This window comes from Variovorax ureilyticus, from assembly GCF_037889935.1.
Taxonomy (GTDB): domain Bacteria; phylum Pseudomonadota; class Gammaproteobacteria; order Burkholderiales; family Burkholderiaceae_C; genus Variovorax; species Variovorax ureilyticus.
In genome coordinates this window covers 89324-106751 of the sequence record NZ_JBBKZU010000007.1, presented here as the reverse complement: position 1 = coordinate 106751, position 17428 = coordinate 89324, and the positions used below count along the sequence as shown (strand labels likewise).

Genomic DNA, 17428 nt, shown 5'->3' with positions numbered 1-17428 from the left:
GCAAGGTGCCTTTTATATTATTTAGCGCGCCTCTCCATCTCCCGCCGCAGTTCCTTCCTGCTGATCGCCTCCGTGAAGCGCCGCTTTTCGTCCGGACTGAATGGCCGCAGTGGTGTGACTGGCACCGGCTTCCGGTGTTCGTCGACAGCCACCATCGTGAAGAAGCAACTGTTCACATGGCGCGCTTCCTGGCTGCGGATGTTTTCCGCCACGACCTTGATGCCGACCTCCATCGAGGACGTGCCTGTGTGATTGATCGAGGCAAGAAACGTCACCAGTTCGCCCACGTGGATCGGCTGGCGAAACACGACTTGGTCGACGGACATTGTCACCACATAGCAGCCCGCATACCGCGCCGCGCATGCGTAGGCCACCTGATCGAGGAGCTTCAGGATCGTGCCGCCGTGCACGTTGCCCGAGAAATTCGCGGTGTCCGGCGTCATGAGGACGCTCATCGAAAGTTGATGTGCAGGCATGTCCATGGGTTACTCCCGAACTTCGCTAGGCCCGGCGACAGTCGCACCTTGAATGCCATGGCGCGCCAACGCTTCGGCCACGAAGCCGCTGGCTTTCATTTCTTCCACAAAACTCGCCAATGCGGCGCCAGTCGCAGCGCCGCGGCTGCTCGGCAGACCCATCGCCTGACGGATCTCCATGAAGCGACCGGGCAGCAGGCGAAGGCCTCCGAGACGCTGCGCATCTGCTTCCAACTGCTGCTTGACCCCGGCAGCGACATCCCCGTTCTCAGCCAGGAAAGTGTCGACAACGGCAGGTGAAGTGCTCGCGCGTTCGATGCTGGCCACCTTTAGCGTGCGCGTCAGGTACAGGTCATAGGCACTCCCCTTGCCCACCGTCACCCGCGTCCCCGGCCTGTCGACTTCCTCATTCGCGTGGATCGGCGAATCGTCACGTACGAGGTAGGCACCTTCGATTAGCACATAAGGCGCAGTGAAGCGAATTCCCTGGCTGCGCAAAGGATCGACTGCGAAGAACCCGATGTCCGCCTCTTCGGCCGCCACCGCGGCGACAGATTTTCCTGCGGCGTCGAAGACCACGAGCTCGAGGCCTACACCGAGCTTGTCAGCGAACGCATGTGCCAGGTCCACCGACACACCCTCTGGGTCATCCGTGGATGCATTTCGACGGGCGAGAGTTGGATTGCCGAGATTGATCGAGGCGCGCAAGACGCCAGTGGGCGCGAAAGACGCCACCATTGGGGATAGGAGCTTGTTCATTCAGATCATCCGCCCCATCGAGAAGAGTGCGACGACCACCACGATTGCTCCCCCGATACGCGTCGCGATCTGCGCGAAAGGCATCAGCTGCATTCGGTCGCATGCCGAAAGGATCGCGATGTCGCCTGCGCCACCCATGCCGCTATGGGTGAGATTCACCACCGCCGCGTCGATCGGATAGAGCTTGACCCAGCGTGCGACCACGAATCCAGTGGTCATGATGGCAAAGACAGTCGCCACGATCGTGACGAGATTCGGGATCGCAAAACCTTCCAGCAATTTCTCCCACGAGAGCAGCGCTGCGCTGAAGGCGAAGAGCACCGGAAGAGCGACGACACCAGTGAAGAACTTGTAGATCACGTACGAGCCTTCCTGCAGCTTGGGCGAGACCGCGTGAGTCAGTTTCACGACCGCAGCGCCGATGATCATCACGACGGGTGCCGGGGCACCGAAGAGCTGGTAGCACAGCAGGCCGAGCACGTAGAACGAGATGGCCGTGATGCCTGCAGCCGCGATGTGCGTCAGGTCCATGTTCGCCGGCATGCCTTCGGAGTGCGCGTCCATTTCGTCGTGCTCTCCCGGCTGGATGCGCCCGTTGCCCGTGAGGTGCGGGAACTTGCGCCCGATGAAGGCAAGCATGCCTGCGAACAGAATCGCCGAGAGATTGCCCACCATCACTGCCGGAAGTGCCCGGACCAACAGATCGCCTTGCGGCTGGTGCAGGATGTCGGAATAGCCAAGCGCAAGCGGGATTGCACCTTCGCCCACCCCGCCGGCCATGATCGGCACCACGATGAAGAACAGCGAGTTGAAGGCGCCGAGGCCGAGCGCAGAGCCCACCGCCGTTCCGACAATCGCACCCACGACGGTTCCCGACGCCAACGGAACCAGGATCTTGAGAAAACCCTTGATCAAGGCCGATCGATCCATGCCGAAGATGCTGCCCACGATGATGCAGGCGATCGACATGTACATGATGTTGGTCGACTTGAAGAAGTCAACCACAGGCTTGACGAGCTGCTCCGGCAACCAGCCTTTGTAGACCAGGAACGCCGGCACGAAGGTGACCAGGATGGCGGCGCCTCCGATGTTCCGCAGCACCGGCGTACGGCGCCCGATCTCCACCAGCGTGTAGGCCACGACCGCCATGATCGACAGCACCACGGACATCTCCGTCGGCATCTTGCCCAAGGCGATAAAGCCTCCGATCGAAATGATCAGGACGATGTACACCGGCAGGGGAATCACCCCGATCCGGGTTTCAACGATCTTCCACCAACCCTCGGGCCAGAATGAGCCGGGAGAAGCTGGAGCCCTTTCCTGGGGGGGCTTGCCCAGTTGCGCTTCGGAGTGCATAGCTATGCAACCGCTGGCACGCGGACGTGCCCTTCCATCAGCCGGCGGGCAGACCGGCTCATGATGACTTTCTTGACGACCCACTGGCCGGCACCTTCTGTTGCCTCGGCCCCGACGGCAAGCGAGCCTGATGGATGGCCGAAGCGCACTCGCCCATCTGCACCGGCCGGAGCGAGGCGGTGTACCAAGGTCCCGGGAACAGCCGCGGCGGCCGCGATCGCGACGGCGCCCGTGCCAGTCATCGCATGATGGAGTTGACCCATCGAGAAAATGCGCGCCGCGAGATCGATCGATTCAGGATCGACCTTCTTGCCGTCCGAAGCGACGTAACTCGCCGGCTTGGCAATGAACGCGAGCTTGGGCGTATGGAGCCGCTGCGCGGCTTCTTCCGGGCTCTTGACCAGACCCATCGCGAACGCACCGTAGCTGCGAATGGCCTCGGCACGTGCAAGCAGTTCCTTGTTTCCGTTGACATCCCCCTGCAGCTCCGTGCCCTTCAGGCCCAGTGACGCCGCTTCGACGAAGATGGTCGGATTGCCTGCGTTGATCAAGGTGGCCTCGACCTTGCCGACGCCTGGGACCTCCAGCGTGTCGACCTTTCGGCCGCTCGGGAACATCGCGCCCCCTTCACCACCTTCTTCGTCCGCTGCGGGATCGAGGAACTCCAACTTCACCTCCGCTGCGGGGAATGCAACGCCGTCCAGTTCGAAGTCACCCACTTCGATCACCTCCCCGTCGCGCATCGGTACATGCGAGATGATCTTCTTTGCAATGTTGGCCTGCCAGATGCGCACGACAGCAGTACCGTCCTTTGGGGCGTCCACCAGGCCGGAGCTGATGGCGAAAGGGCCGACCGCAGCGCTCAGGTTGCCGCAGTTGCCGGACCAGTCGACGAAGGGCTGATCGATGGCGACCTGTCCGAAGCGGTAGTCCACGTCGCAATCCGGCCTCGTCGACTTCGACAGGATCACCACCTTGCTGGTGCTCGACGTGGCACCACCCATGCCGTCGATCTGCTTGCCGTAGCGATCGGGACTGCCGATCACGCGCATCAGGATCTTGTCGCGCTGCACGGGATCTGCCGGCAGATCGCCCTCGATAAAGAAAACGCCCTTGCTGGTGCCGCCACGCATGTAGACGGCAGGAATACGGAGCTGAGTCATGTTCGTCCTTGATGTTTCAGGCCTCGGCTGGCGCCTTGACGTTTTCGAGTTGGCTAGCAAGGACGTAGGGAAGAACGCCCCCTTTCCGGAAGTAGTCCGCTTCGATCTGCGTGTCGATGCGGGCGAGCAGTTCCACAGTCGAACTCGAACCGTCGGCTCGGTGGACCACCAGCTTCACGGTCTGCAACGGCTTCACACCGCCTTCGATCCCGAGGATGTCGAAGGACTCTGAACCGTCCAGGCCCAGTGACTGCGCGCAGTCGCCGCCTTGGAACTGAAGTGGGAGCACGCCAAGGCCCGCCAGATTGCTGCGGTGAATCCGCTCGTAGCTTCGCGCCACGACGGCTCGCACGCCCAGCAGGCGGGTGCCCTTGGCGGCCCAGTCGCGACTGGAGCCGCTGCCGTATTCCTCGCCGCCAAAAATCAGGCCGGGTACGCCATCAGCGATATAGCGCCTCGACGCTTCATAAATCGTTGTGCGCTCACCTGAGGGGCGATGCAACGTGAAGGGCCCTTCGTCGGGCGATCCATCCGCTCTAGGCGGCAGCATCAGGTTCTTCAGCCGAACGTTGCCGAAAGTACCGCGCGTCATCACATCGAAGTGGCCCCGCCGCGCGCCATAGGTATTGAAGTCTTTGGGCTGCACCCCGTGTGCGATCAGGTACTCCCCTGCCGGAAGACTCTTGGCGATCGAGCCGGCCGGGCTGATGTGGTCGGTGGTGATCGAATTGCCGAGGATCGCGAGCGCGCGAGCGCCCGAGATGTTCCCGCTGCCGGCGCTGCCGAAGAAATCCGGTTCGGCGACATAGGTCGATTCGGGCCAGTCGTAGACCTCGCCTGTGGTCGATTCGATGGCATTCCACAGGTCGTTGCTCGTCGCGAGATTGCCGTACACCGATGTGTAGTGCTCCGGATTCGCTGCAAAGGGCGTAAGCGCACGAACCTCGGCTGCCGTCGGCCAGATCTCTGAAAGCATCACAGGTCGACCTTCGCGATCAAGTCCAACGGGATTCTTCGAAAGATCGGTACGCGTCGTGCCTGCGATTGCAAAGGCGATCACCAGAGGTGGGCTCGCGAGAAAGTTTGCACGCAGGTTGCCGTGAATACGGGCTTCAAAGTTGCGATTGCCGGAAAGGACAGCAGAGCAAACCAGATCCTTCGATACCACTGTCTGCTCAAGCGCAGGGTCCAGCGGACCGATGTTGCCGACGCAGGCGCCGCAGCCGTAGGCCGCGATGCCGAAACCGAGCGCTTCCAGGTCGCCGATCAGGCCGGCATCCTGCAGGTAGGCAGTCACCGCACGCGATCCAGGCGTGAACAGTGTCTTGACCCAGGGCTTGGCAACCAGCCCGCGCGCCACCGCCTTCTTCGCAAGCAGCCCGGCCGTGATCAGCAACTCCGGGTTGGACGTGTTGGTGCACGACGTGATCGCAGCGACCAGCACGTCGCCATGGCCGATCTCGAAGGATTGGACCGGTCCGGGAGCACCCGCTGGCGCAGCGGTCACCGCATGGCGGGTATCCAGATTTTCGCGGGTCTTGCCGTAACCGCCGCTCTGGGTGTCGCTCAGCATCGTCTCGTCGAAACGAACACCGAGATCCGACAGATCCACGCGATCTTGCGGCCGCTTGGGGCCGGACAAGCTGGGCCTGATGGCATCGAGGTCGATGACGATGTTCGAGGAGTAGTCCACCTCACCCGCCTTCGGAGCGCCGAACATCTCCTGGGCCTTGAAGTACTGGCGGATCAGCTCGACCTGTTCTGCGCTGCGCCCCGTCTGCTCGTAATACTGCAGCGTGTTTTCGTCGACTGCGAAGAAACCGCTGGTGGCTCCGTACTCGGGGGCCATGTTCGCGATGGTGGCGCGGTCAGTTGCGCTCAGCGAAGCGGCGCCCTCGCCATAGAACTCGACGAGTTTTCCGACGACCTTTGCCGCGCGAAGCGTCTGGGTGACCTGAAGAACTGCATCGGTCGCGGTCACGCCAGCGCGCAGGGCCCCACGCAGTTCCACGCCGACCACGTCGGGCATCAGCATGTAGATGGGCTGGCCCAGCATGCCGGCTTCGGCCTCGATGCCACCCACACCCCAACCCAGCACACCAATGCCGTTGATCATCGTGGTGTGCGAGTCCGTTCCGACGAGCGTGTCCGGAAAGGCAACGCCGTCTTTCTCAATGACACCTTGAGCCAGGTACTCAAGGTTGATTTGATGGCAGATGCCCGTGCCGGGGGGAAGGACCTTGAACGTGTCGAAGGCCTGCATGCCCCACTTCATGAATTCGTAGCGCTCGCGATTGCGCTCGAACTCGACCTCCATATTCTTGCGGAGAGCATTCGGCACGTTCGAAAACTCAGTTTGCACGGAGTGGTCCACGACCATGTGCACCGGCACCAGCGGCTCGATGAGCTTCGGATCGGCGCCGCGTCGCTTGGCCTGGCTGCGCATCGCTGCCAAGTCGGTCAGCAATGGAATGCCCGTGAAGTCCTGCAGCAGGACACGGCCGGCGACGAATGGAACTTCGCCTTCCCGTGGCGCGGCGGGTTGCCAGTTGCCGAGCTGATGCACATGGGACTCCAACACCTTCGTGCCGTCGCAGTTGCGCAGTACAGATTCGAGCAGGATGCGAATGGCAATCGGCAGTCTCTTGATCCCCCCGAATCCACTGGCCTGAAGTGCAGGCAAGGAGAAATAGCGGTGTTCCTTGCCGTCTCGGGTGGCAAAGGTTCGTACGAACTGCGTGGGTTGCATGGTCATGGTCTTCATGGAGTTGTTGCCGTGAGGCGGAATCAGGGGTTCTTGTCGAACTTGAAGAGTTCGGCTGGTGTTTCGCAGAGCACAACGTGTCTGTCGGACTGGTTCGGAACCCAGGTTTCGAGCTTTGAAAGCTGGGCCCTGTAGTTCTCGGTGCCTTCGTGCTGGGTGAAAGGCCAGTCACTGGCCCACAACAATCGGTCAGCCTTGAAGGAGTCCACGAGCAGAGGCGCCGCCTGCCGCGCGAGTTCGGCGCCGAACCTGTAGTCGCCAGAGAGCTTGACCCACACGCGGCGCGAGGCTGCGAAGCTCAGCAATTGCTGGAATGCCGGGTCATCGACGCCCGACTTGGCGTCCGGCATGCCAAAGTGGTCGACGACGACTCGCACACCAGCGTCGATGAGGGGTTCGATCGATTGAGTCAAGCGCTCGCACCGGTCGTTGATTTCGAGGTGCCAGTCCCGTCGCGCAAGCTCCGCTGCGACTTCGGACCACGCACCCGTCCGGAAATCAGGCACGGGGAGGCCGCCGGTGAGATTGACGCGCACCCCGACCACGCCCGCCGAAGCGAAATCGTCCAGCCGGTCGAGATCCTCGGCGGGATCGATCGCCACGACACCACGCAAGCGCTCTGGCGCGCTGCGCAAACTGTCGAGCAGATAGCTGTTGTCCGTGCCGAGCACGCTCAAGGCAATCAGGACGCCCCGGGCGATGCCCTGCTCATCCAAGTGAGACAGGTATTGATCAAGCGCCGCGTCGTAGTTCGGAGTGAAACGTCTTGATTCGATGAACTTGAGCCCACGATGAAAGACATGCGCGTGCGTGTCGATTGCATCTATCAGCGACTTTTCCTTGGGCTTTGTCATGTTCATTTGTCTCCAGAAACACAATGAACTGTAGATGCGGCAGTTGTCTTTGTCAATACCAAAGAACAATTTACTCGGGCTGTGCCCTGGGTGCGTGCCGTTCAGCAGAGACCCGCCCGCTCAGCACGAGCAAGGATGCTTCGCACGCACAACAAAGCGCGCGATGAAATGGAGATGTGGGTGTGCCCGACGCTCAGGCCGGCAACGTATCCGTGGGCGTGGCCGCCGTCTGGTCCGGAGCTGGCGCGAACACGTCGCCAGTTACCTTCTTCAAGCGGGCACCGCTCAGGTGTCGCTTCATCAGACTCGCCGCCGCCAAGCTGTCCCCGGCCTCGATGGCCGCAAGGATTTCCAAGTGTTCCCGGGCGAGGATTGCGCGGGGCAGGTCCTGCTTGGCCTGCCGGTATTCCGCCAGCCGTCGAAGCTGGTCCAGGCGCCTGAGCGTCTGCAGGGCGAACCGGTTGCCGGACCAGCCGGCGATCAGCTCATGGAACCTGGCATTTGACTCGAACCGCTCTGTGGCGCTTTGGTAGGCGCCATCCAGAATGGCTTGTTGTTGGCCGCGCAACTCCTGCAGTTCTTTCATGTCGGGTTTGAACTTTGGACTGAGCAGCCCGGCGGGCTCGATCGCGAGGCGCAACGCGTACATGTCGTCATACGCCTCCAGCGAATCGATCATCGGCAAGAAGCGCCATCCGTAGCCAGCCTCCCGCTCCGCCCAGCCCTCGGCCTGTGCCCTGACCAGGACGCGACGGACTTCACTGCGGGATGCCCCGAGCAGACGCGTGAGGTCCGCTTCCGTCACGGACTCTTCCAATTGCCCCCTGAGCCGCGCATCCGCAACTTGCAGGTAGAGGGGGTCGTCAGCCGAATTCATCTCGTCGACGACATCGTTCGCGAGGCGATCCACATCCGTGAGTACCGAGTACCCCCGGTTCTTGTCGTAGCGCACGACGCCTGCCTCGACGAGGTGATCCAGAACAGCGCGCACCGGAGATCTCGACGTCCCGGTCAGATTGGCAAGGGTCCATTCAGGCAGCCGGGCACCAACGGGCAGTCGTTCCCGCCGGATGTATCCCACGATTTCACGCAGGACCTTTTGCTGATTGAGCGTGAGATCAGAAGCCATGGATGCAGATTTTGCCAAGCCAAGCGGACCCGGTAGGCCCGATCAGTGCCTCATAGGGTCCCAGATTGTCTTTTTGAGCGTATTAGGGAAAACAATAACGATTTTGGATTGACGGCATTAGTGCGTTTTCGCTCCAATAAACGCATTCTAAGTGAAACCCATCTCAAACCCAAGCCGAGACGCCTCATGAACATTCGATCACTCTGCGCTGCCGCCGCCGCATCCTTTCTGGCTTTTACCCCGCCCGGGGTACTTGCACAGGCTTATCCCACCAAGACGGTGACCGTCATCGTGCCCTTCGCCGCCGGTGGCGGTAGCGACAACATTGCCCGCGCCGTTGTGACGAAGCTTGGCGAACGCAGCGGGAAGTCGTTCATCATCGACAACCGCGGCGGCGCAGGGACGAACATCGGAAACGAACTGGCATCCCGCGCCGCCCCGGACGGCTACACCTTGCTCCTTGGGCAAATCACGCTGTCCATCAACCCGTACATCTACCCGAACCTCAAGTACGACCCACAGAAGAGCTTCGTGCCAGTGGCTCACATTGCGACAGCGCCCACGGTGCTGATCGTTCCGGCGAACTCCCCGTTCAAGGACGTCAACGCTGTGATCGCCGCTGCCAAGGCCAAGCCAGGCAAACTCAATTACGCCTCAGGCGGTTCCGGCACCTCGGTGCATTTGGGAGGCGAGTTGTTCAAGCTGCTGACCAAGACCGACATGACGCATGTTCCCTACAAGGGCAGCGCTCCTGCGATGACCGATCTCATCGGAGGGCAAGTCGACATGATGTTCGACACCGCTTCGTCCGCCCTGCCTCACGTCAAAGGCGGCAAGGTCCGCGCCCTCGCCGTCACGGGCGACGTGCGACTGAAGGAGCTTCCGAACGTACCGACCTTTGCTGAGCAAGGTCTGAAGGACTTCGACGTTCCTGTTTGGTACGGCATCCTTGCGCCGGCCAACACGCCCGCCTCCGCTGTGCAATGGCTCAACACCGAGATCAATGCCGTTCTCAAAGATCCGACGGTTGCGGAGCGACTCGTTTCGATCGGCGCAGTGCCCGTCGGAGGCACTCCGGCGCAGATGGCGGAGTTCATGAAGGCGCAGTCCGATCGATGGGCCAAGGTGGTGAAGGAAGCGAACGTAAAGGTCGATTGACCGGCCGTCGCTTCCCAAACACATCCTGTGCTTCTTGCGGCGCTTTATAGCGGCCGCAACGGCGCGCCTGGCACGCGTTCTTCCCACTACAACATCCTGAGTACACGAAAGAAAGTCTTGAACTCTCATCACACGTCACGTCGCGCATTTCTCGGAGCAATTGCGGTCGCCGCCACGGCCGCCACTGCGGGTTGCAGCTCAATGTCAAAGACCACGAAGACCGGCGCCAGCGCCGGCCTTGACCACGTCAGTGCGCCGCGCGTGCCGGTTCCGCCGCGCAGTTGCGACTGCCATGTTCACATTTTCGATCCGGCACGCTTCCCCTACGTGCCTCAACGCACCTACACCCCTGGGACCGCCACCGTGCAGGACTTGCTTGCCTTCGAACGGCGGCTAGGCATTGAGCGCGTGGTTCTCGTCCAACCAAGCGGCTACGGGACAGACAATCGTTGCCTCGTGGACGCACTTGCTCAACTGGGCAAGGATCGCGCGCGCGGCGTGGCTGTTATCGACCCTCAACGCACCACGGCAGCAGAACTTGAGGCTTTGCATTCGGCTGGCGTGCGCTCGATCCGCCTGAACCTCGAGGTCCGTGGGGATCACAGCGCAGATCGCGCGCGTGCCGCGGTCAAGCAAGCTCTGGACGTGGTCTCTGGCCCGAAGTGGTCGATTCAAATCTACGCTGATCTCAAGGTCATCGATGGGATCTCGGATACCCTCGCCGAAGCGAAGACCCCCATCGTTCTCGACCACTTCGGCGGCCTTCGCGCTGAGCAGGGCATCAACCAGGAAGGATTCTCCAAACTGGTCACCCTGGCTCGCGAGCGAAACGTTTATGTGAAGCTCTCGGCGCCCTATCGCGCATCCAAGCACCCGGACTACGCGGACCTGGCCCCCTATGTCCGTGCATTGGTGGATGCAGCGCCGCAACACCTGATCTGGGCGTCCGACTGGCCGCACACGGGAAGTTCTTCCAATCGGGGCGGCGATCTTTCGCAGGTGGAACCCTTCCGCGTCATCAATGACGGACAGGTGCTTGACCTCCTCGCGCAATGGGTGCCTGAGGCGCGTATGCGCCAGGAGATTCTTGCGGAGAACGCCGCGAGGCTCTACGGTTTCGCATGAGTGACCGCCTGCGAGTCATCCTCATCTCGCATTGGGGTCGTCCGGCAGGTGCAGTCGATTGAAGAACTCACCCCGACCGCAAAGCTTCAGCCCTCTCGTCAACTCGCTGGCCGACCAGATTGTGGCCATGATCCGACGCGAAGGGTTTGAAGTAGGTCATCGGCTGACAGAGCAACGTCTCAGCAGCGAACTTGGCGTTTCGCGCTCGCCCGTGCGCAAGGCACTGCAGTTTTTGCAGACGGCGGGGGTCGTGCGATCACAGCCGAACAAGGGTTTCCAGGTGGGGGTGACCCCTCGCGAATTCGGAACGTGGACGCTACCGAAGTTGGAGGGCTCTGACGAGGCCATCTAACAGGTGCAAGGCGCGGAAGTCCCGGATCGTGCGGTGCGCCGGGAAGTTGCCTGCCGCCAGCACCCGGAAGGCCACGTCCTCGTGCAGCTTGCGCGCGATCTTGCGCGAGCTGAATACGCCCGTGGCGTCGCCGTAGATCAGCACCTTGACCATCATGGCCGGGTGAAACGGCTGGTTGCGCGGACCGTCCTTGTCGTAGCGGGCATGGAACGCGCCCAAGTCCAGCATGTCTACCGTGTCGCTGATGAAGTGCGCCAGATGCCCTTCGGGCAACCAGTCCTGCATCGCCTCAGGCAATAGCAGCATCTGCTGAGGGTAGGGCAAGTAGGTCGCGGCCATCGCTCATGAACGCCCCTCGCCCTTCGGGCGAGGACACGAAACCGGCTTCTGCCGCCCAGACTCCTAGCCAGCGCTCTGCAGACATTGCTGAGTACGCGAAGGCCACGTCCATCGGTTCAGGCCCGGCCGCGGACCATGTCGAGCAGGCGACCCACGATGCGCTCGCCATCGGCCCGCAGGCCGTTGTGGGCGTACTCGTTGGTAACCCAGGCCCGCAGCCCACGAACGCCACGGGCCGTCTCCTCGGCAAATGACCGCTCCACATAGACATCGTCGACATACACGGTCGCTGCCACTGGGACCTCATTGCGGGCGAGGCGGTCAGCGTCGTACAGGCGCGGCCATGGATGCTCGGCCAGAAGCTGCGCCACCTCGCGGTGTGCGCGCAAGCCCGCGTAGTCGTCCCACATCCAAGGGAAGACGTGCTCTGCGCCGAGGAGGGCGCCGGTCATCGCCTCCTCGGGCGCGAGCCGGTGTGCCGACCAGCGAGTGGCACCCCCGTCGGCGTACGAGGACTCATGGAGCGTCGCGTAGATCGGATTGCGCTCCCAGGATGATGCCATCTGCGCGTCGACCATGAATGCGGCCGAGCCGAAGGGCAACTCGAGCAGGTGGTGCAGCCGTTCGAACCCGGCGCTGTCGCCGAGCCACATTCCGGTCTGCCGAAACCGACGCGATGTGAGGCGGTCGCCGTTGGGCAAGCGGACATCTTCCTCGTCGAGCCGGCGCAGGATCGTCCGCAAACGATCGAGGTCTCCTGGGTATCGCGCGTGATAGCGCTGATTCGCCTCGCGCACGCGCGCCCATGTCGCCGCGTAGACCTCGTCGACCGGCCGATTCGTGATCGGCGCGAGGCCGCCGGTGATCAATACCTCCCGCAGGCCCTCGGGCGCCAGCGACAGATAGGTGAGCGAGGTGAATCCCCCGAAGCTCTGACCGAGCAGACTCCAGCGCTCGACGCCGAGTTCTGCGCGGATCAGTTCGAGGTCGCGCACGATCGAGTCGGCGCGGAAATGCGTGAGGTACTCGGCTTGGTCGGCAGGCACTGCCCCTGGGATGACCGGCCCGACGGGCGTGGAGCGCCCTGTGCCCCGCTGGTCAAGCAGCAGGACCCGGAAGTCCGCAAGGGCACGCGCCATCCACCCTGAGGGCGGGCTCGTCGGGCGGGCGGCCTCGAAGCCTGGGCCACCCTGCAGAAACACGAGGTAGGGGCGATCAAGACCGTCCGGGGCAGCAAGCTCGCGCGTGAACACGCTGATCGTGCCACGCAGCGGGTCGCCGTGAACCAAGGGAACCGAGTGCTCGCGCTCGGTCAAAACTGCCCCGGGCATGCGGTAGGTCGTACTCATGGCTTGCATTAGAACCCGAACGTACGCCGGCCTCCGCGCGACCTGATTGCCTGCGGCGGCCCATTCTCGATTCGGGTAGCACTGAAAGTGCGGTGCAACAACAAGTAGCGAGCGAGTCACTGAGACGGCTCGTACTTCACGTCTGCTTGAGGGCCGTGTGGCGTCTCAGCATGCCGGCCCACGATTGGCCACTGAGACTTGTCCTCCGAGGGAAGGGTTCGAAACCTGAAGGGACGCTCAGAAAAGACCTTGCTGTGCGCTTCGCCCTAATCTTGCCACGCCGGATTCGAACTCAGGCTCCGACGCTTCGCGCCAGAGCTTCCTTCAACTCGCCGCTGTCGATCAGCTTCTGCAAATCAGAGGCACCGCCAATCAGCGTACCCTTGACGAACACCATCGGAAATGTGGGCCAGCCGGTCCACATCTTGAGCGCATTGCGCTCCCTCCAGGTGTTGAGATAGCTTCCGTACTCCAGATAACAAAACGGCTGGCCAGCGGCTTCTAGCGCCTTGCGCGCTTTCTTGGGGAAGGGATTCAACCCCATGCCGACCACCACCACGTCGTTGGTGTCCACCGCATGCATGACCTCTCGCACGATGCCCTGCTGATGCTCGGCGACCTTGCCGCGAATGTGGGGATGGATGCGGGCTTCGTCAAGAATCGGACGCGGCATGGGCACTTCGGTGGATAGTGAAGCGGGCGAATGTATCGCAACGGCGGCACGCAGATGTACAGCGTACCGTCGCTTTTGCTTACCTCTGCCTGTCGGCATCGGCCTCCGCACGTAAGACCGCAGCGAGGCAGTGGTCGCATCCCATCCCGTGGTGTAGGTCCACAGCCCGGACAGGGCTGAGATGCACGGTGCTCAGCGAGCTACTGCGGACAGCCGAGTGGTGTCGGCTCCCTTCTCGGCGAGCTCGGCCAATGCCATCGTGGCGGTGGTCATTGTGATTTCCGTTATGGACAGGTTTGGTGGGTCGCACCTCAAACTTATCCGGACTTCACGATGACCACGCCGAAGAGCGGCCGCTGCACGGCAAGCCGCTTCGGGCTACGCCCTACGCGCCTTGCCGTGCAGCGAGTGAACGAAGACTTACACCACTTGCCGGAACATCAACTCGATCTGGCGGTCTCGGTCTGAGAACGGACCGCTCCCCCGTTCCGCAAATCCGAACTGCCACCCCAGACCCAGCCACTGCACTTCAGATCGTTCCCACGCACTGTTTCACGACATTTTGATACGTGAGATTTTTTTCATTACTGACAAGTAGTTAGGTCGCTTTTTGGCTGTTTTGATGGAGATGTTCCACGGAAATCAGGGTGAACAAAGGACTTTCTTGCCGGTTGGCACACAAGCAGCTCATAATTGGGTTATTTGGTAACCAAAACTATGTTCACCGCATGAGCGATTCCGATCTCGTTTGGCCACCCTCGGCCATGCTCGACCGGCGGACCCCCTCCCCCGCCGAGACCTCCTCTATATCGCCGCCATGGCCTTCGACCTGCACGCTTGCGGAACTCGGCCGCATCCTGACGATGACGCACGGTCCGCAGGCGCCCTCGGAATCTACGCTAAAGAAGTGGAATGCCATGGGCATCTTCGCAGACTGCAGGTCGGACGGCGCCAGCGACATGGTCGAGGCCGATTCTTCATTCACCCGGGAAAGCCTGCGCCGCCCCCGCCGCGCAGGACGTCCAGGGCTGGCCTTGCACACCGAACTCGCGCTCCAGCGCGTTCGGGATCAATGGCCTCACCTCACGCACACCGACACGCAAGCCATCGTCGAACTGGCGGTCGCCCGTACCGCGGATCGCCTGCAGTCCGCTGTCGAACGTCTGCGGCCGTCGGGTGCAGCTACCGAAGTTCCGTCGGCGGCTGCGAATCGCGCTGACGCCACGCTGGAGAAGATCGAGGTGCAACTCGCCGCGCTCCATGAGGAAATGGTTGCAGTCAAGCGTGAGCTGGCGCAGTTCTCCGCACTGCGGAACAACCTGATCACCAGACTTGACGAGGCAGTCGCTCGCGCCCAGGACGCATTGTCGGGCCGCACGCCGGGGGTTGGGCCCGACCCGCTGGTTGAAGCCCGGCGGGATCGCGACATGGGGGTGTTGAAGTCGATGATCGGCGACATGCTGGAAGCGCTCGAACGCATCGAGAACCGTGGGGGGCCCGCCTCCTGAAACGGGTGGTGAACGGTTCACCACCCTCCCCCGCGCCCATGAAAAAAGGGGTGGTGAACCGTTCACCACCCCTTCTCTTTTGCTCCGACTTCTCAGCTCAGGATCGAGCGCAGCGCCTTTTCGACTTCCGCTTGCAAGACCGCGCTGACCGGCCGATCGAACTTCAGCAACAGCCGGCCCTTCTTGTCCTTCGACACGGACACCTTGCCGGCGCGTCCCACGATCTCGGACGCCGCAGAAACCGACGCCGCTTCCGAGGCTTCACCAATCAGCGCCGCATAGATCGTCCCGGGGGTGACGGTCGCACCACTGTGCCGGACACGCCGCGCACGCTCCATCAGTCCATCCGGGTCGCGCTGCAAGGCTTCACTCAACGGCTTCGCCCAGCGGTACTGGATCTCGACCGGCGAATCAAAAGCCTGCACCACCACGTCCGGCAACTGCGCCACGCCCACCGCCTTGCTGACGAGCCCATGGTCGACGCCCACCGCCTCGGCCAACTTGCGCATCGATTCGAACAGGCCGGACTCCAGGGCGTTCAGGTACATCACGCCCTGCTCGTAGGCCGACAGATCTTCACGCTTGCGGTTTTCGCGGTCCATCTCCCCGAACAGCTCGCGATCGCTCATCGACTTGATCACCGCGCTCACCGGCAGACCCAGTTCGAGGCAAGCGGCATGGCGCCGGTGCCCGAACACCACTTCGTACTGAACCGGCGGCTCGGCGCCCTTCTCCGCTTCGCTCAGGTCTTCGCTGCGCACCGGACGAACCTTGATCGCCTGAACATTCCCGCCTGCGCTGCGGATGTCTTCCTTCAGTTCGGCAAACTCACGCATGGCGAAAGCGGTCTGGTGGCGATTCGCCCAGCGCGAACGGCGGATGGTCCGCGGGTCCAGTTGCCTGACCGGGTCCGCACCCACGAAAGGCGCATAGTCCTTTTCGAGCTGCTCCAGCCGCTTGTTCGCGACCGACTCCGCCTGCATGAACGCCGCCATACCGCCGATCGCGGTGCGCGGCGGCCGCGCCCCGATGCCGGAGGGCACTGCCGCTGGCACCGGGGAATTGGCTGCCGGCGGATGGGGTTCAGGCGAGCTCGGCGCGTCGGACGGCAACGTGATCGCATTGCCCTTCTCGAGAAATCGACGACTCGCCATCTCAGACTCCTTCCATCACAGCGGGACGCACCACCGCTTCCGACGCATGACTCAGGTTCTTGAGCCACACGGCGCGAACCACGCCCTCCATGTAGGCAACCAGGTTGTCATAGGCCTCGCGGGCACGCTTGTAGGTTCGGGCGTTCCAGTCGTAGCGGGAAATGTCGTAGACGGTGTTGAACTCCGCACTGGCGGCCGACGTGACCACGGTGCGCGGGATCTCCGCCGGCAGCACCTTGTCGCCATAGGTCTGGATGATCCATTTGCGGACCATGGTGCTCGCGTCGTCGCTGTCGACCCGCGACAACAGCACATTGATGAAATCGAAGGTCTTGGTGCTGCCTCCGGCACCGATCAGGTTTTCGGTCAGGTCGGTGAAAAGCGTCCAGAACTGCGCGCCCGAAGCAAAGTCCAGGGCGTTCGGCGGCAACGGCATGATGATCCCGTTGCTGGCCATGAGCGCATTGACGGTGCCGTAAGAGAGCGCCGGCGCCGTGTCGATGATGATCACGTCATAGTCTTCGCGCACGTCGTCGATGCCGAGGTTCAGCACGTTCCAGAATTCGAAGCCGTTGGCCATTTCCTTGACCTGCCGCGCCGGCAGGTTGAATTCGATGCCGAAGAGCAGGGGCGCTGCAGCCACGATGTCGAGGCCATCCCAGTAGGTCGGCCGGATCGCGTAGCGGATGGAGTCCTCCTCGCCGAGCGCGAGCAGCATGAAGGTGTCCTCCTCCTGGACGTCGAGGTCCGGCACAAGACCGGTCAGCGTCGACAACGATCCCTGCGGATCCGCGTCGATCAGCAGAACCCGATGCCCGAGCAGGGTGAGTCCCTGGGCAAGCGTCATGGCCGTGGTCGACTTGCCGACGCCGCCCTTGAAGTTGGCGATGCTGATCACCACCGCTTCGGCGCCCGCCGGCCGAAGCCGGTTGCGGCGGAACTCCTTGACCCAGGTTCGCGTCTCCGCGAGACTGAATTCCCTGCGGCGGCTCTTGGGATCGAGGTTGCCTTGGGGCAGGGGAGGTAGGTCGCTGTTCTTCATCCGATAGCTGAACTGGCCTGGCTCCAGCCCGCAACGCTCAGCGACTTCCTTCTGGATGAAGACCGGGCTGTTCTTCTGCGCCGAGGGCGCCAGCATCTTGGCCCGCACCGCGCCGACCATCTCGCTTGCCCGCTGGGCCTGCAGCTTGATGTCCGCCATGGTCGAAGTCTTCAAAAAGATCTCGGTCGGACTTGTTTGAGTTAGTTCGTTCATCCACACTCCTTTGC

The 17428-nt window shown here is 62.4% G+C and carries 15 protein-coding genes and 1 pseudogene; 4 read left to right on the top strand and 12 right to left on the bottom strand.

Translation table 11 applies throughout. The features are described 5' to 3' along the window. Positions 1–17: 17 nt before the first annotated feature. From WKW77_RS17330 to WKW77_RS17300, 7 genes are all read right to left on the bottom strand, one after another. The gene (locus tag WKW77_RS17330; protein WP_340358100.1) at positions 18–482 is read right to left on the bottom strand and encodes an acyl-CoA thioesterase; all 465 of its coding nucleotides are present in this window, start codon (positions 480–482) and stop codon (positions 18–20) included. 3 nt (positions 483–485) lie between these two features. After that, positions 486–1235 carry an ABC transporter substrate-binding protein gene (locus tag WKW77_RS17325; protein ID WP_340358099.1) on the bottom strand — a complete coding sequence of 250 codons (750 nt, stop codon included), beginning with the start codon at positions 1233–1235 and terminating at the stop codon, positions 486–488. Then, positions 1236–2591, bottom strand: a complete 1356-nt coding sequence (locus WKW77_RS17320; protein ID WP_422823216.1) for a 2-hydroxycarboxylate transporter family protein — start codon at positions 2589–2591, stop codon at positions 1236–1238. Positions 2592–2593: 2 nt separating this feature from the next. After that, positions 2594–3754, bottom strand: coding sequence for a 2-methylaconitate cis-trans isomerase PrpF (gene prpF, locus WKW77_RS17315; protein ID WP_340358097.1), 1161 nt, complete (start codon positions 3752–3754; stop codon positions 2594–2596). 16 nt (positions 3755–3770) lie between these two features. Next, positions 3771–6509 carry an aconitate hydratase AcnA gene (acnA, locus tag WKW77_RS17310; RefSeq protein ID WP_340358369.1) on the bottom strand — a complete coding sequence of 913 codons (2739 nt, stop codon included), beginning with the start codon at positions 6507–6509 and terminating at the stop codon, positions 3771–3773. A 32-nt stretch (positions 6510–6541) separates the two neighbouring features. After that, entirely contained in the window at positions 6542–7372 is an 831-nt protein-coding gene (locus WKW77_RS17305) for an amidohydrolase family protein (protein ID WP_340358096.1), read from the bottom strand. A 193-nt stretch (positions 7373–7565) separates the two neighbouring features. Then, positions 7566–8501, bottom strand: a complete 936-nt coding sequence (locus tag WKW77_RS17300; protein ID WP_340358095.1) for a GntR family transcriptional regulator — start codon at positions 8499–8501, stop codon at positions 7566–7568. Between the two features lie 186 nt (positions 8502–8687). Between WKW77_RS17300 and WKW77_RS17295 the strand changes: the two genes are divergently transcribed. The 3 genes from WKW77_RS17295 (at position 8688) to WKW77_RS17285 (ending at position 11136) form a co-directional block, all read left to right on the top strand. Beyond that, positions 8688–9659: a Bug family tripartite tricarboxylate transporter substrate binding protein gene (locus WKW77_RS17295; protein WP_340358094.1), complete on the top strand. Its 972-nt coding sequence runs from the start codon at positions 8688–8690 to the stop codon at positions 9657–9659. Between the two features lie 201 nt (positions 9660–9860). Then, positions 9861–10784, top strand: coding sequence for an amidohydrolase family protein (locus tag WKW77_RS17290; protein ID WP_340358093.1), 924 nt, complete (start codon positions 9861–9863; stop codon positions 10782–10784). A 31-nt stretch (positions 10785–10815) separates the two neighbouring features. Further along, positions 10816–11136, top strand: coding sequence for a GntR family transcriptional regulator (locus WKW77_RS17285; RefSeq protein WP_340358092.1), 321 nt, complete (start codon positions 10816–10818; stop codon positions 11134–11136). On the opposite strand, the pseudogene WKW77_RS17280 reads toward WKW77_RS17285, so the two are convergent. From WKW77_RS17280 to WKW77_RS17270, 3 genes and pseudogenes are all read right to left on the bottom strand, one after another. Next, positions 11131–11475, bottom strand: a pseudogene (locus WKW77_RS17280) (transposase); the annotation flags it as partial. The gene WKW77_RS17285 and the pseudogene WKW77_RS17280 sit on opposite strands and share 6 nt — an antisense overlap. A 116-nt stretch (positions 11476–11591) precedes the next feature. Then, positions 11592–12824, bottom strand: a complete 1233-nt coding sequence (locus tag WKW77_RS17275; protein WP_340358091.1) for an alpha/beta fold hydrolase — start codon at positions 12822–12824, stop codon at positions 11592–11594. A 292-nt stretch (positions 12825–13116) separates the two neighbouring features. Next, complete coding sequence (locus tag WKW77_RS17270; protein WP_340358090.1) at positions 13117–13497, bottom strand: glutaredoxin domain-containing protein; 381 nt, start codon at positions 13495–13497, stop codon at positions 13117–13119. Between the two features lie 647 nt (positions 13498–14144). On the opposite strand from WKW77_RS17270, the gene WKW77_RS17265 reads away from it, so the two are divergent. After that, positions 14145–15005 carry a hypothetical protein gene (locus tag WKW77_RS17265; protein ID WP_340358089.1) on the top strand — a complete coding sequence of 287 codons (861 nt, stop codon included), beginning with the start codon at positions 14145–14147 and terminating at the stop codon, positions 15003–15005. Between the two features lie 92 nt (positions 15006–15097). Here the strand turns inward: WKW77_RS17265 and WKW77_RS17260 are convergent, their stop codons facing one another. After that, a complete protein-coding gene (locus WKW77_RS17260) occupies positions 15098–16159 on the bottom strand; it encodes a ParB/RepB/Spo0J family partition protein (RefSeq protein ID WP_340358088.1) in 1062 nt (353 codons plus the stop codon). A gap of 1 nt (position 16160) precedes the next feature. Continuing rightward, positions 16161–17375: an AAA family ATPase gene (locus tag WKW77_RS17255; RefSeq protein ID WP_340358087.1), complete on the bottom strand. Its 1215-nt coding sequence runs from the start codon at positions 17373–17375 to the stop codon at positions 16161–16163. Between the last annotated feature and the right edge of the window lie 53 nt (positions 17376–17428).